The sequence below is a fragment of the Micromonospora costi genome (assembly GCF_003626655.1).
GTDB classification, from domain to species: domain Bacteria; phylum Actinomycetota; class Actinomycetes; order Mycobacteriales; family Micromonosporaceae; genus Micromonospora; species Micromonospora costi.
Genome location: NZ_RBAN01000006.1, coordinates 104,456 through 127,418 on the forward strand (window position 1 = coordinate 104,456; position 22,963 = coordinate 127,418).

Annotated in this window: 23 protein-coding genes; 7 read left to right on the forward strand and 16 right to left on the reverse strand. The window is 74.2% G+C overall.

The window, feature by feature from the left end:
• Positions 1-108: 108 nt before the first annotated feature.
• On the reverse strand, positions 109-669 hold the full coding sequence (locus tag D7193_RS27815) for a GNAT family N-acetyltransferase (protein ID WP_120782778.1): 561 nt from the start codon (positions 667-669) through the stop codon (positions 109-111).
• 83 nt (positions 670-752) lie between these two features.
• Positions 753-1,226 carry a DnaJ family domain-containing protein gene (locus D7193_RS27820; protein ID WP_241563576.1) on the reverse strand — a complete coding sequence of 158 codons (474 nt, stop codon included), beginning with the start codon at positions 1,224-1,226 and terminating at the stop codon, positions 753-755.
• A 197-nt stretch (positions 1,227-1,423) separates the two neighbouring features.
• On the opposite strand from D7193_RS27820, the gene D7193_RS27825 reads away from it, so the two are divergent.
• From D7193_RS27825 to D7193_RS27840, 4 genes are all read left to right on the forward strand, one after another.
• Positions 1,424-2,074, forward strand: a complete 651-nt coding sequence (locus D7193_RS27825; RefSeq protein WP_120782600.1) for a LysE family translocator — start codon at positions 1,424-1,426, stop codon at positions 2,072-2,074.
• Positions 2,075-2,121: 47 nt separating this feature from the next.
• A complete protein-coding gene (locus D7193_RS27830; RefSeq protein WP_120782601.1) occupies positions 2,122-3,282 on the forward strand; it encodes a coiled-coil domain-containing protein in 1,161 nt (386 codons plus the stop codon).
• A gap of 55 nt (positions 3,283-3,337) precedes the next feature.
• On the forward strand, positions 3,338-3,934 hold the full coding sequence (locus D7193_RS27835; RefSeq protein WP_120782602.1) for a pyridoxamine 5'-phosphate oxidase family protein: 597 nt from the start codon (positions 3,338-3,340) through the stop codon (positions 3,932-3,934).
• 515 nt (positions 3,935-4,449) lie between these two features.
• The gene (locus D7193_RS27840; protein ID WP_046564157.1) at positions 4,450-4,791 is read left to right on the forward strand and encodes an RNA polymerase-binding protein RbpA; all 342 of its coding nucleotides are present in this window, start codon (positions 4,450-4,452) and stop codon (positions 4,789-4,791) included.
• Between the two features lie 64 nt (positions 4,792-4,855).
• Here D7193_RS27840 and D7193_RS27845 read toward each other — a convergent pair whose 3' ends face one another.
• The 4 genes from D7193_RS27845 to D7193_RS27860 all read right to left on the reverse strand — a co-directional run bounded on the left by D7193_RS27845 (position 4,856) and on the right by D7193_RS27860 (position 9,583).
• Positions 4,856-5,374: an FxsA family protein gene (locus tag D7193_RS27845; RefSeq protein ID WP_120782603.1), complete on the reverse strand. Its 519-nt coding sequence runs from the start codon at positions 5,372-5,374 to the stop codon at positions 4,856-4,858.
• Between the two features lie 68 nt (positions 5,375-5,442).
• Positions 5,443-6,252 (reverse strand): polyprenol monophosphomannose synthase, encoded by an 810-nt coding sequence (locus tag D7193_RS27850; protein ID WP_120782604.1) that lies wholly within the window; start codon positions 6,250-6,252, stop codon positions 5,443-5,445.
• A gap of 35 nt (positions 6,253-6,287) precedes the next feature.
• Positions 6,288-7,823 (reverse strand): apolipoprotein N-acyltransferase, encoded by a 1,536-nt coding sequence (gene lnt / locus D7193_RS27855; protein ID WP_241563578.1) that lies wholly within the window; start codon positions 7,821-7,823, stop codon positions 6,288-6,290.
• 182 nt (positions 7,824-8,005) lie between these two features.
• Positions 8,006-9,583, reverse strand: a complete 1,578-nt coding sequence (locus D7193_RS27860; protein WP_120782606.1) for a bifunctional NAD(P)/FAD-dependent oxidoreductase/class I SAM-dependent methyltransferase — start codon at positions 9,581-9,583, stop codon at positions 8,006-8,008.
• 78 nt (positions 9,584-9,661) lie between these two features.
• Here D7193_RS27860 and D7193_RS27865 point away from each other — a divergent pair, with 78 nt between their 5' ends.
• Positions 9,662-10,246, forward strand: coding sequence for a helix-turn-helix domain-containing protein (locus D7193_RS27865; RefSeq protein WP_120782607.1), 585 nt, complete (start codon positions 9,662-9,664; stop codon positions 10,244-10,246).
• 397 nt (positions 10,247-10,643) lie between these two features.
• Here the strand turns inward: D7193_RS27865 and D7193_RS27870 are convergent, their stop codons facing one another.
• Genes D7193_RS27870 through kdd form a run of 6 tightly spaced genes read right to left on the reverse strand, consistent with a single transcriptional unit; the run spans position 10,644 to position 17,312 of the window.
• Positions 10,644-11,981: a glutamate mutase L gene (locus D7193_RS27870; protein ID WP_120782608.1), complete on the reverse strand. Its 1,338-nt coding sequence runs from the start codon at positions 11,979-11,981 to the stop codon at positions 10,644-10,646.
• Positions 11,978-12,376: a 3-aminobutyryl-CoA ammonia lyase gene (gene kal / locus D7193_RS27875; RefSeq protein WP_120782609.1), complete on the reverse strand. Its 399-nt coding sequence runs from the start codon at positions 12,374-12,376 to the stop codon at positions 11,978-11,980. Before kal ends, D7193_RS27870 begins: the two co-directional genes overlap by 4 nt.
• Complete coding sequence (kamE, locus tag D7193_RS27880; RefSeq protein ID WP_120782610.1) at positions 12,373-13,128, reverse strand: lysine 5,6-aminomutase subunit beta; 756 nt, start codon at positions 13,126-13,128, stop codon at positions 12,373-12,375. The genes kal and kamE overlap by 4 nt, the downstream gene beginning before the upstream one ends.
• A complete protein-coding gene (gene kamD / locus D7193_RS27885) occupies positions 13,125-14,684 on the reverse strand; it encodes a lysine 5,6-aminomutase subunit alpha (RefSeq protein ID WP_120782611.1) in 1,560 nt (519 codons plus the stop codon). Before kamD ends, kamE begins: the two co-directional genes overlap by 4 nt.
• Positions 14,681-16,246, reverse strand: a complete 1,566-nt coding sequence (locus tag D7193_RS27890) for an amidohydrolase (protein WP_120782612.1) — start codon at positions 16,244-16,246, stop codon at positions 14,681-14,683. Before D7193_RS27890 ends, kamD begins: the two co-directional genes overlap by 4 nt.
• Positions 16,247-16,250: 4 nt before the next feature.
• Positions 16,251-17,312 carry an L-erythro-3,5-diaminohexanoate dehydrogenase gene (gene kdd / locus D7193_RS27895; protein ID WP_120782613.1) on the reverse strand — a complete coding sequence of 354 codons (1,062 nt, stop codon included), beginning with the start codon at positions 17,310-17,312 and terminating at the stop codon, positions 16,251-16,253.
• 133 nt (positions 17,313-17,445) lie between these two features.
• Here kdd and D7193_RS27900 point away from each other — a divergent pair, with 133 nt between their 5' ends.
• Positions 17,446-18,852, forward strand: coding sequence for a KamA family radical SAM protein (locus D7193_RS27900; protein ID WP_120782614.1), 1,407 nt, complete (start codon positions 17,446-17,448; stop codon positions 18,850-18,852).
• Positions 18,853-18,985: 133 nt separating this feature from the next.
• On the opposite strand, the gene D7193_RS27905 is transcribed toward D7193_RS27900, so the two are convergent.
• Positions 18,986-19,180 (reverse strand): CsbD family protein, encoded by a 195-nt coding sequence (locus D7193_RS27905; RefSeq protein ID WP_120782615.1) that lies wholly within the window; start codon positions 19,178-19,180, stop codon positions 18,986-18,988.
• Between the two features lie 181 nt (positions 19,181-19,361).
• Here D7193_RS27905 and D7193_RS27910 point away from each other — a divergent pair, with 181 nt between their 5' ends.
• On the forward strand, positions 19,362-19,973 hold the full coding sequence (locus D7193_RS27910; protein ID WP_120782616.1) for a histidine phosphatase family protein: 612 nt from the start codon (positions 19,362-19,364) through the stop codon (positions 19,971-19,973).
• Here the strand turns inward: D7193_RS27910 and D7193_RS27915 are convergent.
• The 3 genes from D7193_RS27915 to D7193_RS27925 all read right to left on the reverse strand — a co-directional run bounded on the left by D7193_RS27915 (position 19,903) and on the right by D7193_RS27925 (position 22,779).
• The gene (locus D7193_RS27915) at positions 19,903-20,409 is read right to left on the reverse strand and encodes an Lrp/AsnC family transcriptional regulator (RefSeq protein ID WP_120782617.1); all 507 of its coding nucleotides are present in this window, start codon (positions 20,407-20,409) and stop codon (positions 19,903-19,905) included. The genes D7193_RS27910 and D7193_RS27915 overlap by 71 nt on opposite strands.
• 115 nt (positions 20,410-20,524) lie before the next feature.
• Complete coding sequence (locus D7193_RS27920; protein ID WP_120782618.1) at positions 20,525-21,667, reverse strand: acyl-CoA dehydrogenase family protein; 1,143 nt, start codon at positions 21,665-21,667, stop codon at positions 20,525-20,527.
• Positions 21,664-22,779, reverse strand: a complete 1,116-nt coding sequence (locus D7193_RS27925; protein WP_120782619.1) for a M24 family metallopeptidase — start codon at positions 22,777-22,779, stop codon at positions 21,664-21,666. Before D7193_RS27925 ends, D7193_RS27920 begins: the two co-directional genes overlap by 4 nt.
• Between the last annotated feature and the right edge of the window lie 184 nt (positions 22,780-22,963).

The window sequence follows — 22,963 nt, forward strand, 5'->3', positions numbered from 1 at the left end:
CCCGGAGATGTCGTCGTCACCTGCCATGTCCGACCTCCCTGGTCTGATCATCTCGCCGGACCAACGATAACAAGCGCCGCGCGGTGCGCGCGACGGCAATGCTGGACCTCAGCCGGCCGGCTCCGCGAGGCGTACGTGGCGGTGCCCGTCGCGCGGAAATGGCGGGTGGGCGGGCAGCACCTCGACGAACCGGAAACGTGCCTTCTCGGCCACCCGGCAGGACGCCGGGTTGTCGATCTGGTGCAGCAGGTCCAACCGGGTGAGGCCGCCGGGCCCGTACCGGGCGAACGCCCAGCCGCTCAGCGCGTCCACGGCCCGCCCGGCGATGCCGCGCCCGCGTGCCGGCGCGGCCGTCCAGTAGCCCACCTCGGCGTCCGGCCGCCCGGGCAGGACCCGCTTGAGCACCACGTTCGCCACGAGCCGGTCGCCGCCGTCGGCGTCGGGTTCCCGGACGGCGAAGCTGAGCCGACTGCCGTCCTGCCAGGCCCGTTGCGCCTGGCTCAGCCAGTCGCGGGCCTGCGCCGGGGTGGTCACCGGGATCCGGGTCCAGTGCCGCAGCACCGGGTCCCGATAGGCCGCGAGCAGCTCGTCCCGGTCGTCGTCCTGCCAGGGCCGCAGGAGCAGCTCCGGCGCGGAGCCGGTCGCCGGTGCGCGCAGGATGATCGACACGGGTTCAGTGTGCCGTATCGGGCGGCCACGGTGGTGCCGGCGTGCCGGCGGTCGGGTCGCGGCGGGCCCGGGCGCCGGGTGGGTCAGGCCGCGCGGCGGCGGCGCCACGGCCGCCAGTCCCGCCGGGGCGTACGGTCCGTGGCCGGCAGCCGCGCGGGTGACACCGCGGCGGCCGCGCGCGCCTGCCGGTCCTCGCGCCAGCGGCGGACCACCTCGTCGACGTTGACCGGGCGGACCACGACCCGCGGGCCGGTCGGCGTACGCAGCCAGGCCAGCACCTCGGTGTTGAGCAGGGCGCAGAGCGCCCGGACGGCCTCCTCGGTGGGCAGGTCGCGCACCTCGTCGGGCAGCCGCTCGATCCGGCGGCGCAGTTGCAGCGGGGTCGGGAGCAGCAGGTCGCCGGGGAGCTTCTCCCGCTCGAGGAAGCTCTTGATCCACCACGACTCGTCGTACGGCAGGTTCCGGCCGGGGATCGGCTTGCCCGCGCCCGGCAGGTTGTCGAACTCGCCGCGCTCCTGGGCGGAGCGGATCTGGGCCTCCACGGCCGCTTCCCACATGCTCGTCACTCGACACCTCCCCAGGAAACGGTAACGCGCCGCCCGTCGGCGCCCGGCCGGTACGTACAGCGCCCCGGCGGGTGCCCGTCATTCCCGCCGGCGCTGCCTCGCGCAGTCCACGGACCGCGGACTGGCCCTCGGTCGGTGGCGGGCGGACCCCGTACCGTCGGATTGATCAACAGTGAGGGGGTCCGGTCATGGTGGGTACGGGTGCGCTGGTGGGCGTGGTCGTGGTGGCGCTCGGTCTGGTGCTCACGCCCGGGCCGAACATGGTCTACCTGGTCTCCCGGTCGGTCACGCAGGGTCGCCGGGCCGGGCTGATCTCCCTGGTGGGGGTCGCCGCGGGCTTCGGGATCTACCTGGTGGCCGCCGTGGCCGGGATCGCCACGGTGTTCGTCCTGGTGCCGGCGCTGTACACGGCGGTCAAGCTGGGCGGCGCGGCGTACCTGCTGTGGCTGGCCTGGCGTGCGCTGCGCCCGGGCGGGGCGTCGCCGTTCACGCCCGCGCCGCTGCCGCCGGAGCGGCCGCGGCGGCTGTTCACCATGGGCCTGGTCACCAACCTGCTGAACCCGAAGATCGCGATCCTGTACGTGTCGCTGCTGCCGCAGTTCGTGGACCCGCACCGCGGCCACGTGGCCGCCCAGAGCCTCGTGCTCGGCGTGACGCAGATCAGCATCGCGCTGACGGTCAACGCGCTCATCGTGCTCACCGCCGGCACCCTGGCCACGTTCTTCGCCCGCCGTCCGCTGTGGCTGCGGGTGCAGCGCTGGGTGATGGGCAGCGTGCTGGGCGCCCTGGCCGTCCGTATCGCCGCCGACCGGTCCCGCGCCGCGGTCGTCACCCCCTAGTCGGCGCATCGGTCGGGCGTCGGCCACCGCACTAGACTTCGGCCTCGATGGACGCCGAGCCCACCCCCGCCGACACCCGTCCCTGCGCCCACTGTGGACGGCCGGTGCCGCAGCGCGCCGGCGCGGGCCGGCCGTTCCGCTACTGCCGCGACAACGACGGCGCCTGCCAGCGCGCCTCCCGCAACAACCGGATGCGGCACCGCAACGCCCCCGGCCTGCCCGGGCAGGTGGCGCGGACGTGGGAGGCGGTCGACCGGCTCGACCAGATCGTGGAGACCCTCACTGAGGCGCTGCACGCCGAGCTGTCCCCCGTGGGGGTGGAGCGGCAGCTCGCCCAGGCCCGCGCCGACGCCGCCGCCGAGGTGGCCGCGGCGCAGACCGAGCGGGACGAGGCGCGCCGCGACGCCGAGGACGCGGCGGCCGCTGCCGCGCGCGCCCGCGAGGAGGCGCGGGCCGCGCTCACCGACCGGGACGCCGCCCGCGCGGCGGCCGACCGCGCCGGTACGCAGGCCGCCCGCGACGCCGACCGGGCCCGGCAGGCCGACGAAGCCCGGGACGAGGCGCAGCGCGCCGCGAGCGCCGCGGAGGCGCTGCGCGTGCAGGCCGAACGCGACCGGGACGCGGCCCGGCAGGAGCTGCGCACGGTACGCGCGGAACGCGACGCCGAACGGCGCCGCGCCGACGAGGTGACCGCCGAGCGGGACGCCGCGCGCGCCGACACGCAGCGGGCCGTACGCGACGCCGCCGAGGCCACCGACCGGGCCGAGCGGTGGCGCGCCGAGGTCGAGGACGTGCGCCGCCAGATCGAGCAGGCCCGCACCGACACGGCCCGGGCCCGGGCCGGCGAGGCGGACGCCGTCCGTGCCCGGGAGCAGGCCGACCGCGCGCGGGAGCGCGCCGAGGCGGCCGCACGGCAGGCCGAGGCCACGCGCCAGGAGGCCGCCGCGGCGGCCGAGCACCTGCGGGGTGAGCTGGCCGACGCCGCCGCGCACCGCGACGCCCTCACCGCCGAGCTGGCGGCCGCGCGGCGGGCGGCGGCCACCGCAGAGGGCCGGCTCACCGAGCTGACCGTACGGTTGCAGGCCGCCGAGGCCGACCGTGACGCCGCCCAGCAGCGGGTCGCCCAGCTCGCCGGGCAGGTCAGCGACCTGGCCGCGGCTCTGGCCCGGCTCGGCACCCCGCAGGGCGTGCCGTCCGAGCCCCGCTGATCCACTGGCCGGGACGCTGCGGCGCCGGGTTGACCCCCGGCGGGAGGATGGTCGGGTGGGAAAGACGCATGAACGCATCGACGGCCGGCTGCGGACCTTCATCGAGGAGCAGCCGATGTTCTTCACGGCCACCGCTCCCCTGGCCGGCGACGGCACGATCAACCTGTCGCCGAAGGGGCTGCGCGGGTCGTGGGCGGTGCTCGACGAGCGCACGGTCGCCTACCTCGACTTCGCCGGCAGCAACGCCGAGACGATCGCGCACCTGCGCGAGAACGGCCGGATCACGCTCATGTGGTGCGCGTTCCAGGGCCCGCCGAACATCGTGCGGGTGCACGGTCGCGGGGAGCCGGTGTTCCGGAACGACCCGCGCTGGCCGGAGCTGATCGGCCACTTCCCGGACATCGACACCAGCCAGCACGGCCTGCGGGCGATCATCATGGTGCGCGCCGAGCTGATCCGCGACACGTGCGGCTACGCGGTGCCGTTCATGAGCTACGACGCCGATCGGGACCTGCACGGCAAGCGGTTCGCCCGCGAGGACGACGAGTCGTTGAGCGCCTACTTCACGAAGAAGGACCACGTGGCGACGAGCATCGACGGCCTGCCCGGGCTGCCGCTGCCGCTGCCGCCGACGCCGGCCCCGGCGCCCTGAGCCCTGTTTCCCTGACGCCTATTCCCCTGGCCCCTGGTTCGCAGGCTCTGCCTCTCGTTGCGTGACCGGCCGGGGCGCCCGCTCTCGGTCGTCGCGCTGTCGAGCTGCCCCAGGAATGGGGCAGCTCGACAGCGCACGACGGGCATGGGCGGTGCGCTCTACGGCGGGCAGGGGGCATCCCCAGGATTGGTAGCTCGACAGCGCGCCGACCCGCCCGCCGGGCGGGCCGAACCGGCTCCTGGCCAGGCGTGACACCGGGGTCCGGGCGGCCGGTCGTGACGGGGACCACCGGTGGCGCAACCTGCGGCTTGTCGGGGCGGTTAACATCGCCGGGACAGTCGCACAGTTCCACCGTCGCGTCCCGGCCGCGGGCGACCTCGTCGGGACGCTGTGACGGCCGGCTACCCTTGGTCAGGCTCCGGCCGTGGGTGCCACGCGCCCTGCGACGGGAATGACCCGACCGGCACCAACCGTTACACCAGAAGACCAGCACCACGAACGAGGGGAAGTCGATCATGGGCGAGCGTATGCTGCGCGGAAGCCGCCTGGGCGCGGTGAGCTACGAATCCGACCGCAACACCGAGCTCGCGCCACGCCAGACCCGCGAGTACCTGTGCGCCAAGGGCCACCAGTTCGAGGTGCCGTTCGCCGTCGACGCCGAGGTCCCGACGACCTGGGAGTGCAAGTTCGACGGCAGCGTCGCCCGGCTGGTCGACGGCAGCGAGCCGGAGCAGAAGAAGGCCAAGCCGCCGCGCACCCACTGGGACATGCTGCTGGAGCGCCGCTCGATCGCCGAGCTGGAGGACATCCTGGCCGAGCGGCTGCAGGAGGTCCGCACCCGCCGCGGCCGGGCCTGAGCACCAGCACCAGCAACGACACGGCGCCCCGGGGATCTTCCCCGGGGCGCCGTCGTGTCTGCGGTCAGCGGTCGACGATCTCACCCTCGATCGCTCGGCCGCCGTCGACCACCACCGGCTGTTCCGGGCCGGGAGGAGGCGGCGTCGGCTGCGGGGCGCCCCGCCGCACCCGCACCCGGCGGGGCCCGAACAGGTCACCGGCGACCATCGACGACACCCTGCGCTCGGCGGCGCGTTGCACGCCGGCGCGCGCCAGGTTGCGCAGCCCCGGCACGAGCAGCAGCAGCCCGACCAGGCCGCTGACGAGCCCGGGCACCGCCAGCAGCAACGCCCCCAGCAGCCCCACCAGCCCGTCGGTCACCTGCCGGCCGGGCGGCTGCCCGGCCTGGGCGGCGACCCGGAAGCCGCGCCACGCGCGCATCCCCTCGCGCCGCAGCAGCACCAGCCCCAGCAGCGATGCCGCGAACACCAGCAGCACCGCGGCACCGAACCCGACGGCCCGCCCCACCAGGACGAACACCGCCAACTCCAGCACCACCCCGGTCAGCAGGGCCAGTGGTACGAACCTCAGTCCTCGGCGCATCTCACCTCATCGCGTCCGTGGCGCCGGTGGCGCCGCTGTCGCCCCCGTCAAGCATGACACGACCCGACTCAAGGCCACCGCACCTGACCGGTGGAGGTGCCGTGCAGGCCGCGCCGGATCGCCTGCCGTCGGTCCTGCACGGCCCAGGTGGTGATCCGCCACAGCGCCTCGGCCACGATCAGCGGGCTCATCTTGCTGTCGCCGCGCTCCCGCTCGGCGAAGGTGATCGGCACCTCGGTGATGCGCATCCCCGCCCGGTGGGCCAGCCGGGACAACTCGACCTGGAACGAGTAGCCCTGCGAGCACACCGACGCCAGGTCCATGGCATCGAGGGCGCTGCGCCGGTAGACCCGGTAGCCGCCGGTGGCGTCGGAGACCGGCATGCCCAACGCCAGCCGCGCGTACAGGTTGCCGCACCGGGACAGGGCCAGCCGCCGCAACGGCCAGTTCACCACCCGCGCACCGCTGGTCCAGCGGGACCCGATGACCACGTCGGCGTCGCGGGCGGCGTCCAGCAGCGCGGGCAGGTCCTCCGGGGCGTGGGAGCCGTCGGCGTCCATCTCCACCACGGCGTCGTAGCCGCGCTCCCGCGCCCACGTGAACCCGGCCAGGTAGGCGGCGCCGAGGCCCTGCTTGCCCTCGCGGTGGAGCACGTGCACCCGCGGGTCGGTGCGGGCGAGCGCGTCGGCGATCACACCGGTGCCGTCGGGGCTGTTGTCGTCGGCGACGAGCACCTCGACACCGGGGGCGGCCTGCCGTACGCGCCCGACGATGTCGCTGACGTTGTCGGCCTCGTTGTAGGTGGGGATCACCACGAGCACGCGGCCCACGCCGCTCACGTCCGCCGCGTGCCGGGTCGGTCCGGTCGCCTCGTTCACGGTCCCCCTCCGCTCCCGCCGGCGTACCGGCTGGTCTATCCGGGTACCACGCGCTCCCGCCGGCGCAGCACCGCCGCTGCGACCAGGGCGGCCACGGCGAGGCCGGCCAGCAGCACCTCGGGCCACAGGCCCACCCGGGTCGCGAGGGTGCGCCCGTCGGCCAGGTGCACCTGCCGCACCACCACCTCGCGGGTGTTGAACCCGGTGGCGTCGCTTACCCGCCCGTCCGGGGCCACGAACCCGGACACGCCGACCGTGGAGGCCATCAACGCGGGCCGGCCGTGCTCCACGGCGCGTAGCCGCACCATGGCCAGTTGCTGGCGGGCCTCCGCCACGTTGAACGTGGCGTTGTTGGTCTGTACCACGAGCAGCTGGGCCCCGCCGGTGACGGTGTCGCGTACCACCTCGTCGTAGGCGACCTCGAAGCAGATCACGTCACCGAGGACGACCGGCCCGGCGCGTACCACGCCCGGGGTGCTGCCGGGCACGAAGTCCGCCCGCACCCGGTCGACCTGCTTGCTGACCATGCGGGCGAGGTCGCGCAGCGGCACGTACTCGGCGAACGGCACGGGGTGCCGCTTGGTGTACAGCTGCGCCATGTCGGGGCCGGTGCCGGGGCGCCACAGGATGCCGGCGTTGCGGACCTGCCCGGCTTCGGGGCCGGCCAGCACCGCGCCGACGAGGATCGGCGCGCCGATGGTGTCGGCCGCCTGGGAGATCCGCGCGCCCGCGGTCGGATTGCGCAGCGGGTCGATGTCGCTGGCGTTCTCCGGCCACACGACCAGGTCGGGGCGGGGTTGGGCGCCCGCGGCGACCCGGGCGGCCAGGTCGAGGGTGGCGTCGACGTGGTTGTTCAGCACGGCCTGCCGTTGGGCGTTGAAGTCCAGGCCCAGCCGCGGCACGTTGCCCTGCACGATCGCGACGGTGGCGGTGGCGCCGCCGCCGGCGCGTCCCACGGGCACCAGCAGCCCCGACGCGCACACCAGCACCGCGCCGGCGGCCAGCGCGGCCACCGGCCGCCACCGGCGCGGGCTGCGCCAGCCGTCGCCGTTCCAGCGCCGCCAGCCGGCCGTCACGAGCAGCCCGCCGGCCACGGCCACAGCGAAGGTCACCAGCGGGGCGCCGCCGAGCGCGGCGAGCCGCAGCAGCGGCGAGTCACCCTGGCTGAACGCCAGCCGCCCCCACGGGAACCCGCCGAACGGTGTCCGGTCGCGCAGCGCCTCCTGACCCACCCACAGCAGGCCGGTCAGCGGCGCCCAGCGCCAGCGGGCCCGGTCGGCCAGGGGCGACACCCAGGCGGTGGCGGCGCCCAGCAGCGCCAGGTAGCCGGCCTGCAGCAGGGACAGCAGCACCCACGGCAGGTAGCCGGTGTGCAGGTTCGTCCAGGCCAGCAGCGGCGCGAACAACGCCACGCCGGCCAGGAAGCCCAGGCCGGCGCCGGCGCGCAGCCGCCGCCGGTGCGCGGCGGCGGCCAGCAACGCCACGCCGACGGGCGCGGCCGGCCACACCCCGTACGGGGGGAACGCCACCAGCAGCGCCAGCCCGGCCGCGACGGCCAGCGGCGCGGCCACCCGCAGCGGAAGCGGGCGCGGCCCGGCGGCCGGACGCGGCTGCTCCGCGTCGGCGTGCGTCTGGTCCCGGTCGACGGTCGTCACGGGCGGCTCACCACGATCACGGGGGTGAAGGCTACCCGGCCGCCGGGCCGGGCCGCCCGCCCCACGCCCGGTGTGGGCGTGGGGCGGGGGTTGGCCGGTCAGGACCGGCGGCGGGCGACGAGCACGGCGTCGTACACCGTGATGTCCCTCCCGTCCGGGTCGACGGCCGGTCGGGGCCGTACCTGCGCCGCGGCGATCTCCCACCGGGCCGGGTCCAGGTCCGCGGCGACCTCCTCGGCCGTGTACATCATCTCCGGCAGGTGCATGCGGTGCGCCGTGGTCCGCAGGTCCCGCGGGTGGTGCCCGACGATCAGGAGCGTGCCGCCGGGGGCCACCGCGGCGGCGAGCCGGGCGAACAGGGCCCGCCGCTCGTCGCCCGGCAGGTGCATGAACTGCGCGCTCACCAGGTCGTACGCGGCCTCGGCGGGCGGCTGCTCACGCAGGTCGGCGTGCACCCAGTCGATCCGGTCGGCCACGCCCGCGGCGTCGGCGTGCGTGGCGGCCCGGTCCAGGGCGGTGCGGGAGATGTCCGCCCCGGTGACCCGCCAGCCCCGCTGCGCGAGCCAGACCGCGTCGGCGCCCTCGCCGCTGCCCACGTCCAGGGCCCGGCCGGGGGTCAACCCGGTGGCCTCGGCGACGAGCTGCGGGTTGGGCCGGCCGCTCCACACCGACGGGCGGGACGAGTAGCGCTCCTCCCACGCCTGCGCGGTGAACATGGTGGCGACCTGGTGCCGGCGGGTGCGCACGGCCTCGCGGGTGTCCTCGGCGATCAGGTCGCCGTTGATGGCGGCCCCGGCGGCCAGGCCACCGGCCGCCGCCACGATCACCTGGGCGAACACGTTCGCCACGTTGCCCGCCACCCACACCCCCGGCACCGAGGTGGCGCCGGTCGCGTCGGCGGGGATCTGGCTGCCGACGACGTGCCCGCCCATCTCCACGTCGACGGGCGTGAGCCCGAGCCCGGCCAGCAGGCCCGCGCGGGCGGTGGTGCGGGGCGCCACCACCACGGCGTCCACCGTGACGACGTCGCCGTCGCCGAGCCGGACGCCGGTGAGCGCGTCGCCCTCGATGACGAGGTCGGCGACCGGGCCGTCCACGACGGTGATCTCCCGGGCGGCGAGCTGCTCGGCGTCGTCGGGGGTCAGCGGCGGCGCGTCGTGGCGCAGCAGCAGCACGTGGGGGCTCCACTGCCGCCACATCAGCGCCTGGTGCACCGCCGCCGGCCCGGTGGCGAGCACCCCGATGCGCCGGTCGCGCATCTCCCACCCGTGGCAGTACGGGCAGTGCAGCACGTCGCGGCCCCACCGCTGCGCCACGCCGGGCACGTCGGGCAGCTCGTCGACCAGCCCGGTGGTGACCAGCAGCCGCCGCGCCCGCACCGTACGCCCGTCGGCGAGGGTGACGGTGAAGTCGTCGCCGTCGCGGGCGGCCGTGTCGACGCGGCCGCTGACGATGTGCCCGCCGTAGCCGGTGACCTCGTCCCGCCCGGCAACCAGCAGGTCGGCCGGCGGCGTGCCGTCCCGGGTCAGATAGTTGTGCACGTGCCCGGCGGGGGCGTTGCGGGGCGCCCCCGCGTCCACCACCAGCACCGAGCGCCGCGCGCGGGCCAGGGCGAGCGCCCCCGCCAGCCCGGCCGCGCCGCCGCCGACCACCACCACGTCGTACCTGTCGTCCACCTGTTCCCCCCTGCGGTCGTTCTCCTTCGCCGCCCACGCTCCACCCCGAACCCCAAGGCGACAAGTATTGTTGCCGGTATGGCAAACGACGAGGCGGCAGTGCTCGCCGCGGTCGGGCCGCGGCTGCGGGCACTGCGCAAACAGCGCGGCACCACCCTGAGCCAGCTCGCCGAGGCCACCGGCATCTCGGTGAGCACCCTGTCCCGGCTGGAGTCCGGTGGGCGCCGCCCCACCCTGGAACTGCTGCTGCCGCTGGCCCGCGCCCACCAGGTGCCGCTCGACGAGCTGGTCGGCGCCCCGGAGGTCGGCGACCCGCGCGTACGTGCCCGCCCGATCGTCCACCACGGCGTCACGTTCCTGCCGCTGACGCGCCGGCCGGGCGGCCTGCAGGCGTTCAAGCAGATCCTGCCGCCCGGCACACCCACCGGCGACCCGGGCCAGCAGACCCACGAGGGCTACGAGTGGCTGTACGTGCTGTCCGGGCGGCTGCGGCTGCTGCTCGGCGAGCACGACCTGACCCTGACCGCCGGTGAGGTCGCCGAGTTCGACACGCGGGTGCCGCACCGGCTCGTCAACCCCGGCCCCGGCACCGCCGAACTGATCACCCTGTTCGGCCCGCAGGGCGAACGCCTGCACGTGCGGGCCCGCCCCCGCGGCCACTGACCCGGCCGGACACGAAAATCGGGGCGCGGCTCACGCCGCGCCCCGATGCTCCCAGGCCCTTCCCGGCCGGTGGGGCGAGGATGCGGCGCGGCGACCTTCGGACCGACCTGACGCGGACTGGCTGCCCCCGCCGGGCCGTTGTCTACTGGCCGTGCACCTCACCCTGCCCGTACACCGGTTACCGCGGCCGGTTCGCGCCGCCCCGCCGACCCCCGCCCGCTGGACCTGGCCGCCGCGACGAAAGCACCTGTCGCTCGGCCAGCGGACGAAGGGACGAAGCGAACAACAGCCGCTTCCCGTAGTAGGACTCAAAGACGGTACGTGCTGCCCCCCGGGCCCTGTCAACCCACCCCCGGCCTGTCGCGTGTCCCGCCACGGCGTGTCGCGCCAACGGGTGTCAATCCGTTATCAGATGACGACGCAGCAGCGCCCCCGCCACGTCCGGATGCTCCTGCGCCAGCAGCCCACCGGCCGCCAGCACGTACTCCACGTCCACCACCGCACGCGCCGCCCGCGGCAGCGGCCACCCACCGGCGTGGTCGGCCAGCACCGCGGCGAGCACCTGCGCCGCGTGACCCGCAGGCGCGTGCCGCAGCACCCCACCGGACCCCACCACCAGCCGCACGTCACGCAGATCACGCCCACCGCGCTCCCCGGTGGCCCCGCCGCGGGCGTGCCGGCGCAACGCCACCGTCGCGGCCAACTCGGCGATCCGCCGCTCCACCGCCCGCTGCGCGTCACCGTCGGGCAGGAAACCCGGCTCGGCGGCCCGCACCGCCGCCGCCCGCGCCAGGTCCTCCTGCTCCCCCGGCGCGAGCAGCCGCTCCTCCGCCGCCGCCCGCACCACACCCGGCGCGCTCCACCGCATACCCAGGTCGCCCTCCACGGTGCGGGCCCGCCACAGCGTGCCCGCCACCTCCCGGCCCGGGCCGGACGCCCGCTCGTCCGGGGTCAGCACCGAGTACACGTCGGTGGTGGCGCCGCCCACGTCCACCACGGCCAGGTCACCACCGATCCGGTCGGCGAGCACCTCCACCCCCGTCAGCACCGCGTCCGGGGTGGCAGCCCGCACCAGCCGGGCGAACCGGCTGCCCCGCGACAACCGCTTACCGCCGATGACGTGCCGCAGGAACACCTCCCGGATCGCCGCCCGCGCCGACGCCGGCGCCAACACCCCGATGCGGGGCAGCACGTTGTCCGCCACCGTCACCGGCACCCCGGCCGCCGCCAACACCCCCGCGAGGTCGTCACGCACGTCAACGTTGCCGGCCAGCACCACTGGCACCCGCCACCGGACGCGCGCCAGCCGGGTCGCGTTGTGGGTCAACGTGTCGGCGTCCCCACCGTCGGTGCCGCCGACCAGCAGCACCACGTCCGGGCGCGCCGCCCGCAACGCGGTCACCTCCGCGCGGCCCAGCCGGCCGGCGGCCACGTGCACCACGTTCGCCCCGGCGGACAGGCCCACCCGCCGGCCCGCCTGCGCGGTGACCAGCTGCTCGTAGCCGACCACCGCCAGCCGCAACCCGCCCCCCGCCGACGAGCACACGTACCACGGGGCGTCACCCGCCGGCAGCCCGGCCGTGGCCGCGGCGACCGCCGCGTCCAGGCCGTGCAACACGTCCGTGCCGACCGTCGTCGGCGTCGCGGCCGCCCCCACCAACGCGGCGCCGTCGAGGTCGACCACCGCCACCTTCGTGTACGTCGACCCGACGTCGGCGCAGACCGCGACGTTCACGCCGACGGCGGGACGACCACGGTGCCCGTGGCGGTGACCGCCACGATCGGCGGGTCGAGGACCTCCGCGGCCGACTCGCTCACATCCGGCCGGCCCCGGCACACCACCCGCGCCTCGAAGTCCACCGTGCGGCTGCGCGTCCCCACCCGCGTCACCGTCGCCGACACCTCCAGCACGTCCCCCGCCCGCATCGGCGCCCGGAACTGCACGTCCGAATAGGACGCGAACAGCCCCTCGTCGCCGTCCGTACGGATGCACACCTCGGTCGCCACGTCCCCGAACAGACCCAACGCGTACGCCCCGTCGACGAGGTTCCCCGCGTAGTGGGCGTGCGCGTACGGCACGTACCGGCGGTGCGTCACCACCAACCCCAGCCGCGGGTCCTGCTGCGTCATGCCGCCCTCGCCTTCCTGTTCGTGATCAACGCGTACGCCAGGTAACTGGCCACCTCACCCGGCGTCGTGCCCCGACCGAAGATCCGGTCCACACCCAACTCCTCGGCCATCGTCTCGTCGAACCGCGGCCCACCCACGATCAGCAGCGGCCGCTTCCCCGCCGGCATCGCCTCCCGGAACGCCGCTGACATCTCCCGCGTGTTGTGCAGATGCGCGTCGCGCTGCGTCACCACCTGCGACACCAGCACCGCGTCGGCCTTCTCCACCCGGGCCGCCTCCACCAGCTCCGGCACACTCACCTGCGCACCCAGGTTGGTGACCTTCAACTCCCGGTAGTACTCCAGGCCCTTCTCCCCCGCGATGCCCTTGACGTTCAGGATCGCGTCGATGCCCACGGTGTGCGCGTCCGTGCCGATGCACGCCCCCACCACCGACAGCTTCCGCCGCAACCGCTGCTTCACCAGGGCGTTGACCTCCTTGGCTGACAGCAGCGGGAAGTCCCGCTCCACCACCTGCACCGCCGACAGGTCCACGAGGTGGTTCACCCGCCCGTACACCACGAAGAACGTGTAGCCGTCACCCATCTGCTTCGCGTGCACCAGCATCGCCGGGTCGATGCCCATCTTCGCGGCCAACTGCACCGCCGCGCCCTCGGCCCGCTTGTCGTGCGGCACCGGCAGCGTGAACGACACCTGCACCATGCCGTCACCGGTCGTGTCCCCGTACGGCCGGACGATCTTCTTCTCCGTCATGCCGCCCGCTCCAGGAGGTCCGTGGCCGGGTTGTAGTAGTCGGCCTCGTGCCGCGCCACACCGTCGAGGCCCTTGCCCCGGTCCGCGGGCCGCTTCATGATCCCGAACGTGCCCTCGGCGATCGCCGTCAACAACGACTGCTCACCGATGCGCTCCAGCAGCTCCACCGCCTCACCGATCACCCGGTTGGCCCGCTGCTGGATGAACCCGCCCGGCGCCGGCACGAAATCCTCGTGCAACCCGCCGGCCGCGCCCAGCACGTACCGCACGTTTTGCAACGCGATGTCCCGGTCGGACAACCACGGCGTCACCACCGCCTCGGTCATCATCCCCACCAGCAGGATGCCCTGCCCCGTCATGGTGCCCACCAGGTTGAAGAACCCGTCGAGCAGGTTCCCCCGGAACACGTCCCCGGTCATGTGCTTCGTCGGCGGCATCCACTTCAGCGGCGCGTCCGGGAACAACTCCCGCGCCAGCAACGCGTGCGCCAACTCCAGACGGAACGACTCCGGCAGATCCGGGTTGATCTCGAACGCGTGCCCCAGCCCCAACTGCCAGTCCGCCAACCCCGCCTCGTGGGCGAAGAACTCGTTCAGCAGCTGCGACACCGTCACCGTGTGCGCCTCCTCCACCGCGTCCGCGGTGGTGAGGTAGTTGTCCTCACCGGTGTTGATGATGATCCCCGCCCGGGCGTGCACCTGCCGCGAGAACCGCTGGTCCACGAACGTACGGATCGGGTTGATGTCGCGGAACAGGATCCCGTACATCGAGTCGTTGAGCATCATGTCCAGCCGCTCGAGACCGGCCAGGGTCGCCATCTCCGGCATGCACAACCCCGACGCGTAGTTCGTCAGGCGCACGTACCGGCCCAGCTCCCGCGACGACTCGTCCAACGCCGCCCGCATCAACCGGAAGTTCTCCTGCGTCGCGTACGTGCCCGCGAACCCCTCCCGGGTCGCACCCTCGGGAACGTAGTCCAGCAGCGACTGCCCCGTCGACCGGATCACCGCGATCACGTCCGCGCCCGCCCGCGCCGCCGCCTGCGCCTGCGGAATGTCCTCGTAGATGTCACCCGTGGCCACGATCAGGTAGATCCACGGCCGCTGCCGCGGATCCCCGTACCGCTTGACGAGGCGGTCCCGCTCGGCCCGCCGCCGGTCGATCTGCCGCACCCCCGCGGCGACCGCCTTCCGGGCCGCCCGCCGGGCCGCCGTGGCCGCCTTGCCGGTGGGTTGCGTGAACCGCACCGACCCGGCGGCGGCCTTCTGCGCCAGCAACGTGACGTCCGTGATCTCCTCCCGGGCCAGGGCGTCGAACACCGGCGCCGCCACCCCGTGCCCCAGACCCACGTCCGCGACCACCGCGTCCACCAGCCGGTTCACCCACGGAATACCGTCCGGGTCCGCTCCCGTCACCCCGGCCAGCCGCAACACCGCCCGCTCCACCGACACCGTCGTGTGGCTGCGCGCCAGGTCCACCACCGGCTGACCGGCGCGACGCGCCAACTCCCGAGCCCGCGCCACCAACGCCGGATCCAGATCAAGCTTCCCTGTCACGAACGGCCTTCCTCGTAGATCACGTCACCGCGCAACACCGTGCGCCGACACACCGGCAACGGCGTCGGATCCTCCGGCCCCCGCGCCTCCGGATCCTCCGCCACCAACACCGGCAGCCCCCGGTCCACACCCGCCGGCGTCTCCCACACCGCGAACGTCGCCGGCGCCCCCAACGCCAGGACCCCCTCGTTGTCCAGGTGCACCGCCCGCCACCCGCCACGCGTGTGCGCCGCGAACGCCGCCCGCACACTCATCCGCTGCACCGGACTGTGATGCGCCGCCGCCGCCCGCACCGACCCCCACGGATCCAGCGGCGTCACCGGCGAATCCGACCCGAACGCCAACGCCACCCCGACCCCGTGCATCGCCCCCATCGGGTTCGACGCCAACGACCGGTCCAACCCCAACCGCGACTCGTACATCCGGCCCGCGCCACCCCACAGCCGGTCGAACGCCGGCTGCATGCTCGCCACGATCCCGTACTCCACGAACCCGGCGATCAGCCGCTTGTTCATGATCTCCGCGTGCTCCACCCGGTGCCGGGCCGCGCGCACCCGCTCCACACCCAGCGTCCCCGCCGCCGCCGCGAAACCCTCCAGCACCGTGCCGATCGCCGCGTCACCGATCGCGTGGAACCCGCCCTGCAACCCGTGCGCCGCACAGTCCAACAGATGATCACGCACCTGCTCGGCGCTCAGATACCCGTGCCCGCACCCGTCACCGTCCCGGTACGGCTGGGACACGTGCGCCGTCCGCGACCCCAACGCCCCGTCGGCGAACAGGTCCCCACCGGCGCCCACCGCACCCAACTCCCGGGCCCGCGCCGCGCCACCCAGCTCACCCCAGTACCCGTACACCTCCGGAACCCCCGCCCCGGAGATCCCCAGCAGACCCGTGAAATCCTCCTCGTCGGAGATGTCCGGCCCACCGCACTCGTGCACCGCCGCGATACCCAGCGACGCCGCGTGCGCCAACGCCACCCGCTGCGCCGCCACCCGCTGCGCCCGCGTCACCGACCCGAACGCCGCCGCCCGCACCAAGTGGTGCGCATCCCGGCGCACCCACCCCGACGCGTCGTAGCCCGCCGCGGCCACCACCTCCGGCACCGCCGCCAGCAACGCCCGCGACACCAGCGCCGAATGGATCGACGCCTGCGACAGGTACACCCGCCGACCCCCGGCCGCCCGCCCCACCGCGTCCGCGTCCGGCAGCTCCGGCGCCGCCCAGTTCGACTCGTCCCAGCCGTGCCCCAGCACCACCGCGTCACCCGGCAGACCCGCCGCGAACCCGGCCACCGCGTCCAACAACGCGCCCGCCGACCGCACCCGCGACAGGTCCAGCCCCGACAGCGCCAACCCGGTGTCCGTGGCGTGCACGTGCGCGTCCACGAACGCCGGTGTCACCAACGCCCCGTCCAGATCCACCACCCGGTCCGCGGCCGGCGCGTCCGCGTCCACACCCAACCAGGTGATCCGCCCACCGGAAACCAGCAACGCGGTCGCATTCGGGTCGGCGGGGCAGTGCAGCACGCCGCCGCGGTACAACGTCGAGGGGTTCGTCATGACCTCAGTCTGCCGCCAACCGCGACGTGAAGAGCCGACGGACCCCCGGCTCCCCACGCAGCAACCCCAGCGCCAACTCGGCGTGACCGGGCACGTAGCCGTTACCCACCAGCATCGTCACGTCCGCCGCCAGGCCCTCCGCGCCCAACGCCGCACCCGCGAAACTCGTCGCCATCGAGAAGAAGATCACCGTGCCGCCGTCCGCCGTGCCCAGGATCGCTCCGTGCTCGCACCCCGGCACGTCCACGCACACCACGGTCACGTCCGCCGGCACCCCCAGCGCCGTCGTCACCGCCGTCGACACCGCCACCGGATCCCGGGCGTCGGCCAACGCCACCGCGTCCGCCAGGCCGGCCGCCGCCAGCGCGTCACGCTCCGACTCCACCGGCACCACCCCGACCGTACGGGCCGCACCTGCCCGCCGCGCCGCCGCGAGGGACAGCGACCCGCTCTTGCCGGCCCCACCGATCACCGCCACCGTCACCGGCCGGGCGTCCCCCTCACGCGCCCGGTCGGTGACGTACCGCGACACGACCCGCGCCGTCAACGCCGGCGCCCCGCACACGTCCAGCACCGCCAGCGACAGCTGCGGGTCCTCGTCCGCCGGCAGCACCGCGGCGATCGACCGGGCGAACAGGATCGCGTACCCGTCGCAGGGCACCTGCTCGCTGCGCCCGTCCCACCGCGCCAGCCCGTCGGTGATCACCAGCGGGGTCAGCGTCAGCGACACCAGCGTCGCCACCCGCTCCCCCGGCTTGAGCCCCAGCGGCGACCGCCGCCCGGCCTCCTCCACCGTGCCGATCAGCATCCCGCCCGACCCGGTCACGGGGTTCTGCATCTTCCCCCGCGTCGAAACGATCTCCAGCACCTCGGCGCGCACCGCGTCCCCGTCACCACGGTGCTTCTCCCACAACTGCCGGAAACTCGCCGCGTCCAGGTTCAGCCGCTCCACCCGGATCCGCACCTCGTTCGCCGCGATCTCCGGGCTCGCGTCCAGCCGCCAGGCCGCCTGCGGCAGCACCCCCGCCGGTTCCACGACACGGTGCAGACCCACCGGTGACGTCACGCCGACCTCCCCTGTCCAGCCGCTCGAAGCCCCGGTCAAGGCTCGCATCGCGGGAAAACTTACGGCAGACTAATTTCTTCACCGGATAATTTCCAGTAGCCTTCCGCAGACATCCGCACCACGAGGAGGGGCCGTGACCCAGACGCACCAGGCGGAGACCATCCCCATCACCCGCCCCACCCCCACCACGGCACCCACCGCCGGGCAGCCCTACGAATACCGCCGCGCCCCGCTCGTCGAACCGGACTGGACGCGCTTCCCCGGCTGGCGCCACGTGACCCGGGACCAGTGGGAATCCGCACAGTGGCAGCGGGTCAACTGCGTCAAGAACATCAAGCAGCTGCGCGCCGTCCTCGGCGACCTCGTCGACGAGGCCTTCTACGACGACCTCGCCGCCGACCAGGCCACCCACGCCACCATGTCGATGCTCGTGCCGCCGCAGATGCTCAACACGATGGTGCCGTTCGCGCCCATGACCACCGAGGCATTCCTCGCCGACCCGATCCGGCGCTACATGATCCCCGTCGCCTCCGACCGGCGCACCGACTGGCCCTCACACCCCTACGCCAGCCGCGACTCGCTCCACGAGCACGACATGTGGGTCGCCGAGGGCCTCACCCACCGCTACCCCACCAAGGTCCTCGCCGAGCTGCTCTCCACCTGCCCGCAGTACTGCGGGCACTGCACCCGCATGGATCTCGTGGGCAACTCCACCCCCTCGGTCGACAAGCTCAAGCTCACCCTCAAACCCGTCGACCGCTACGACGCCCACATCACCTACCTCAAGGCGCACCCCGGCGTCCGCGACGTCGTCGTCTCCGGCGGCGACGTGGCCAACGTCCCCTGGCGCAACCTCGAGTCGTACCTCATGCGACTGCTCGAGATCGAAACCATCCGCGACATCCGGCTCGCCACCAAGGCCCTCATGGGGCTGCCCCAGCACTGGCTCCAGCCCGACGTCGTCGAGGGCCTCGAACGCGTCGCCCGCACCGCCGCCCGCCGCGGGGTCAACCTCGCCATCCACACCCACGTCAACCACGCCCAGTCGCTCACCCCGCTGGTCGCGCGCGCCGCCCAGACCGCCCTCGACGTCGGCGTACGCGACGTCCGCAACCAGGGCGTGCTCATGCGTGGCGTCAACGCCACCAGCACCGACCTGCTCGACCTCTGCTTCGCCCTGCAGGGCGAGGCGGGCATCCTGCCGTACTACTTCTACATGTGCGACATGATCCCCAACGCCGAGCACTGGCGGGTCCCGGTCTGGCACGCCCAGCAGCTCCAGCACGACATCATGGGCTACCTGCCCGGCTACGCCACCCCGCGGATCGTCTGCGACGTCCCCTTCGTCGGCAAGCGCTGGGTGCACATGCTCACCGAGTACGACCGCGAGCGCGGCATCTCCTACTGGACCAAGAACTACCGCACCTCCATCGAGTCCGCCGACCTGGAGGCGCTCAACAAGCGATACGCCTACTACGACCCGATCGACACCCTGCCCGAGGCCGGGCAGCGCTGGTGGACCGAGCACCGCGACGACTGACACCCGTACCAGCCGCACCACCGTCACCCCCGGGGACGACCGTCCCCGGGGGTGACGCGCGTCCGGCACCGGGCGCGTACAACACGCGGCGGCGGCCCGGAGCATCTTGCCCCCGGGCCGCCGCCGCACCGGGTCAACCCCGGAAGGCGTCGCGTGCGCTTCGGCCCGCGTCCTTGACGTTCTCGCCGGCCTGCTTCGCCCGCGCCTCGCCCTGCTGCGTGGCGCCCTCGGCGCGCATGCTCTCGTTGTCCGTCATGTCACCGATCCGCTGCTTCGCGGCACCGGTCATCTGCTCCATCTTGTTCCTGGCCTTGTCGGCGAAGCCCATGTCGCCTCCTCGGAATCGTGGGCGGCTGTTCCCGTCGCTTGCCCGGTCGACCCGGTGACAAACGCCGGTCGTGTGCGGGGCCGCACGTCGCGTAGGGCATCCTAGGAAGATAGGATCTGCCCGAGGACGGACGAACGCCGTGCCGCGAACCGCCGCACCGACCCGGTGGTTAACTGGGCGCATGGGAGAGCTCCTGCTGATCCGGCACGGCGAGACCACCTGGAGCGCCAGCCGCCGGCACACCTCGTACACCGACCTGGAGCTCACCCCCGACGGCGAGCGGCAGGCCCGCACCCTCGCCGCGTTCCTCGCCGGCCGGCGGTTCGTCTCCGTCCTGGCCAGCCCCCGGATCCGGGCGCTGCGCACCGCCCAGCTCGCCGGCCTCACCGTAGACGCCGTCGACGAGAACCTCGCCGAGTGGAACTACGGCGAGTACGAGGGACGCACCACCGTGGACATCCACGAGGACGACCCGCACTGGAACATCTGGACCGACGGCTGCCCCGGCGGGGAGTCGCCGGCGCAGGTCGGCGCCCGGCTGGACCGGGTGCTCGACCGCGTCGCCCCCCTGCTCGACCGGGGCACCGTCGGGCTGGTCGGCCACGCGCACAGCCTGCGGGTGCTCGGCGCGCGCTGGGTCGGCCTGCCGCCGTCAGCCGGCGGGCTGCTGCGCCTGGACACCGCCACCGTCAGCGTGCTCGGCCACGAGCACGGACGGCGCGTCATCCTGCACTGGAACCAGCCCGTTCCTCCGGCACCCGGGACCGCGCCCGGCCCGACGGCTCGCCACTGATCTTCGGCGGCCGGTTCTCGTACGGGGTGGACAGCACCACCGTCGTACGGGTGGTCACGTTCGCGGCGGTGCGGATCTCCTGGAGCACCCGCTCCAGGTCCGCCGGCCCGGCCACCCGCACGAGCAGCAGGTAGAAGTCCTCCCCCGCCACCGAGTAGCACGAGTCGATCTCCGGAAGGTGGGCCAGCCGTTCCGGCGCGTCGTCCGGCTGCGACGGGTCGAACGGCCGGATCGCCACGAACGCCGTCAGCGGCAGGTCCAGCGCCTCGAACGACACACGCGCCGCGTACCCCTTGATGACGCCCCGCTGCTCCAACCGGCGCACCCGCTGGTGCACGGCGGAGACCGACAGGCCCACCTTCTCCGCCAGATCCGTGTACGACAGTCGGCCGTCGGCGGTCAGCGCGGCGACGATGGCGCGGTCGGTCTCCTCCACGGCGTGCAACCTACCGGGAAAAACGTTCCACGGCGACGATGCGACGTGCGACGGGGCGTGCCGGGCGCGGCAGGCGCGACTAACCGCACCAGCCCCGCCACCGTCGGTCAGCCGGTCAGCCCTTCGCCAGCGCGCGCGAGATCAACAACCGCTGGATCTGGTTGGTGCCCTCGACGATCTGGAGGACCTTCGCCTCCCGCATGTACCGCTCCACCGGATGGTCCGCGACGTAGCCCGCGCCGCCGAGCACCTGGACGGCGTCCGTGGTCACCCGCATGGCCACGTCCGTGGCGAACAGCTTCGCCTTGGCCGCCTCCACCGCGTACGGCCGGCCCGCGTCGCGCAGGCGGGCGGCGGACAGCAGCAGCGCCCGCGCGGCCGAGATCTGGGTGGCGTGGTCGGCCAGGACGAACCCGAGCCCCTGGAAGTCGATGATCGCCTGCCCGAACTGGCGGCGCTCCTTCGCGTACGCGACCGCGTAGTCCAGCGCCGCCTGGGCCAGCCCGACCGCGCAGGCCGCGATGCCCAGCCGCCCCGAGTCCAGCGCCGACATGGCGATGGTGAAACCCATCCCCTCCCCGCCGATCAGGCGCTCGGCCGGGACCCGGACGCCGTCGAACGCGATCTGCGCCACCGGCGAGGAGTGCAGGCCCATGGTTCGCTCGACGGCCTGCGGTGCCACGCCGGGCGTCCGGGGGTCGACGAGCAGGCAGGAGATCCCCTTCGCCCCCGGCCCGCCGGTGCGGCAGAAGACGTTGTAGAAGTCCGCCGACCGGGCGTGGGTGATCCACGCCTTCGTGCCCGAGACCACGTACGCGTCGCCGTCGCGCACCGCCCTCGTCGTCAGCGCCGCGGCGTCCGAGCCGCCCTGCGGCTCGGTGAGGCAGTACGCGCCCAGCAGCTCGCCGCCGATCATGTCGGGCAGCAGCTTGCGCTGCTCGTCGGTGCCGAACCGGGCCAGCGGGTAACAGGACAGGGTGTGGACGCTGACCGCCTCGGCCACCGCGAGCCAGCGGCTGGCGAGGATCTCCAGCACCTGCACGTACACCTCGTACGGCTGCGCCGCGCCGCCGTACTCCTCCGGGTACGGCAGGCCCAGCAGCCCCGACCGGCCCAGGGTGCGCAGCACCTCGCGGGGGAACTCGCCGCGCTCCTCGAACCCGGCGACCTTCGGCGCCAGCTCCCGGTCGGCGAGATCGGTGGCGAGGTCCAGCAGGTCGCGGGCCTCGTCGGTGGGAAGGATCCGGTCGACAGTCATAGCGCGATGAGCTCCGTGGGGGTGGTGTTGAGCCGTCGGACGCCGTCCGCCGTGCAGACGACGATGTCCTCGATCCGGGCGCCGTGCCGCCCGGCGAGGTAGATGCCCGGTTCGATCGAGAACGCCATGCCGGGCTCCAGCGGGCGCGAGTTGCCCGAGACCACGTACGGCTCCTCGTGGCCGTCCAGGCCGATGCCGTGGCCCGTGCGGTGCAGGAAGGCCGCGCCGTAGCCCGCGTCGGCGATGATGTTCCGGGCGACCGCGTCGACGGCCTCGGCGCTCATCCCGGGGCGTACGGCCGTCACCGCGGCGCGCTGCGCCTCCCACAGCACGTCGTAGTAGTCACTGAACTCGGCCGGCGCCGGCCCGCCCGCCACGTACGTGCGGGTGCAGTCGGAGCGGTAACCCGAGGGCATGGTGCCGCCGATGTCCACCACGACCGGCTCACCGGCGCCGATCGGGCGGTCGGAGGTGTCGTGGTGGGGGCTCGCGCCGTTGGGGCCGGCCGCCACGATCACGAAGTCGACGCGCACGTGCCCGGCCGCGCGGATGGCCGTCGCGATGTCGACGGCCACCTCGGCCTCGGTGCGGCCCGGACGCAGCCACTCCCCCATCCGCCGGTGCACGGCGTCGATCGCCTCGGCTGCCTCGGCCAGCGCCGCGACCTCGGCCGGGGACTTGCGGACGCGCAGCTCGCCCAGCACCTCGCCGGCAAGCCCCTGCCGCACGCCGGGCAACGCGTCACGCAGCGCGAGGACCTGCTCGGCCCACATCCGGTCGGCCAGCCCGACCGTGGCCACCGGCCCGCCGAGCGCCGCGGCGACCAGCGGGTACGGGTCACTGCCGTCGGCGTGCTCGACGATGCGGACGCCGGTGGCCGGCGCGGGGGACGCCTCCGCGGCGGACCGCTCGAGGGCTGGCACGATGAGTGTCGGCTCGCCCTCGGCGGGGAGCACGAGGCACGTGAGCCGCTCGCTGACCCGGGCGTCGTAGCCGGTCAGGTAGCGCAGGTCGGAGCCGGGGGTGAGCAGCAGTGCGTCCAGCCCGGCCGCGGCGGTGGCGCGGCGGGCGGCGACCAGCCGCTCCGGCGGATAGAGCTCGTCGGTTCCCACGCCCGTCAGCTTAACGGTCGTTTGGGGGCCGACCTAGCCTGACCGGCGCGTCGGGAAGCGCTCTCCGATTCATCGAGTGGCATCGTTGACTCCGACAGTTAACACTCTTTAAGATTTGGCAACCTCGAGGCGACCACCCCTGTCCCACCCGTACGCCCGGCCCGGCGGCCCCCGATCCGTTCAC

Excerpts from the sequence above, each read along its gene's own strand:
- D7193_RS27820 (WP_241563576.1), bottom strand. The coding sequence starts at position 1,226 with ATGTGGGAAGCGGCCGTGGAGGCCCAGATCCGCTCCGCCCAGGAGCGC.
- D7193_RS27920 (WP_120782618.1), bottom strand. The coding sequence starts at position 21,667 with ATGACTGTCGACCGGATCCTTCCCACCGACGAGGCCCGCGACCTGCTG.
- D7193_RS27890 (WP_120782612.1), bottom strand. The coding sequence starts at position 16,246 with ATGACGAACCCCTCGACGTTGTACCGCGGCGGCGTGCTGCACTGCCCC.
- D7193_RS27845 (WP_120782603.1), bottom strand. The coding sequence starts at position 5,374 with ATGCGCCGAGGACTGAGGTTCGTACCACTGGCCCTGCTGACCGGGGTG.
- D7193_RS27865 (WP_120782607.1), top strand. The coding sequence starts at position 9,662 with ATGGCAAACGACGAGGCGGCAGTGCTCGCCGCGGTCGGGCCGCGGCTG.
- kamE (WP_120782610.1), bottom strand. The coding sequence starts at position 13,128 with ATGACGGAGAAGAAGATCGTCCGGCCGTACGGGGACACGACCGGTGAC.
- D7193_RS27830 (WP_120782601.1), top strand. The coding sequence starts at position 2,122 with ATGGACGCCGAGCCCACCCCCGCCGACACCCGTCCCTGCGCCCACTGT.
- D7193_RS27840 (WP_046564157.1), top strand. The coding sequence starts at position 4,450 with ATGGGCGAGCGTATGCTGCGCGGAAGCCGCCTGGGCGCGGTGAGCTAC.
- D7193_RS27825 (WP_120782600.1), top strand. The coding sequence starts at position 1,424 with ATGGTGGGTACGGGTGCGCTGGTGGGCGTGGTCGTGGTGGCGCTCGGT.
- kal (WP_120782609.1), bottom strand. The coding sequence starts at position 12,376 with ATGACGCAGCAGGACCCGCGGCTGGGGTTGGTGGTGACGCACCGCCGG.
- D7193_RS27910 (WP_120782616.1), top strand. The coding sequence starts at position 19,362 with ATGGGAGAGCTCCTGCTGATCCGGCACGGCGAGACCACCTGGAGCGCC.
- D7193_RS27905 (WP_120782615.1), bottom strand. The coding sequence starts at position 19,180 with ATGGGCTTCGCCGACAAGGCCAGGAACAAGATGGAGCAGATGACCGGT.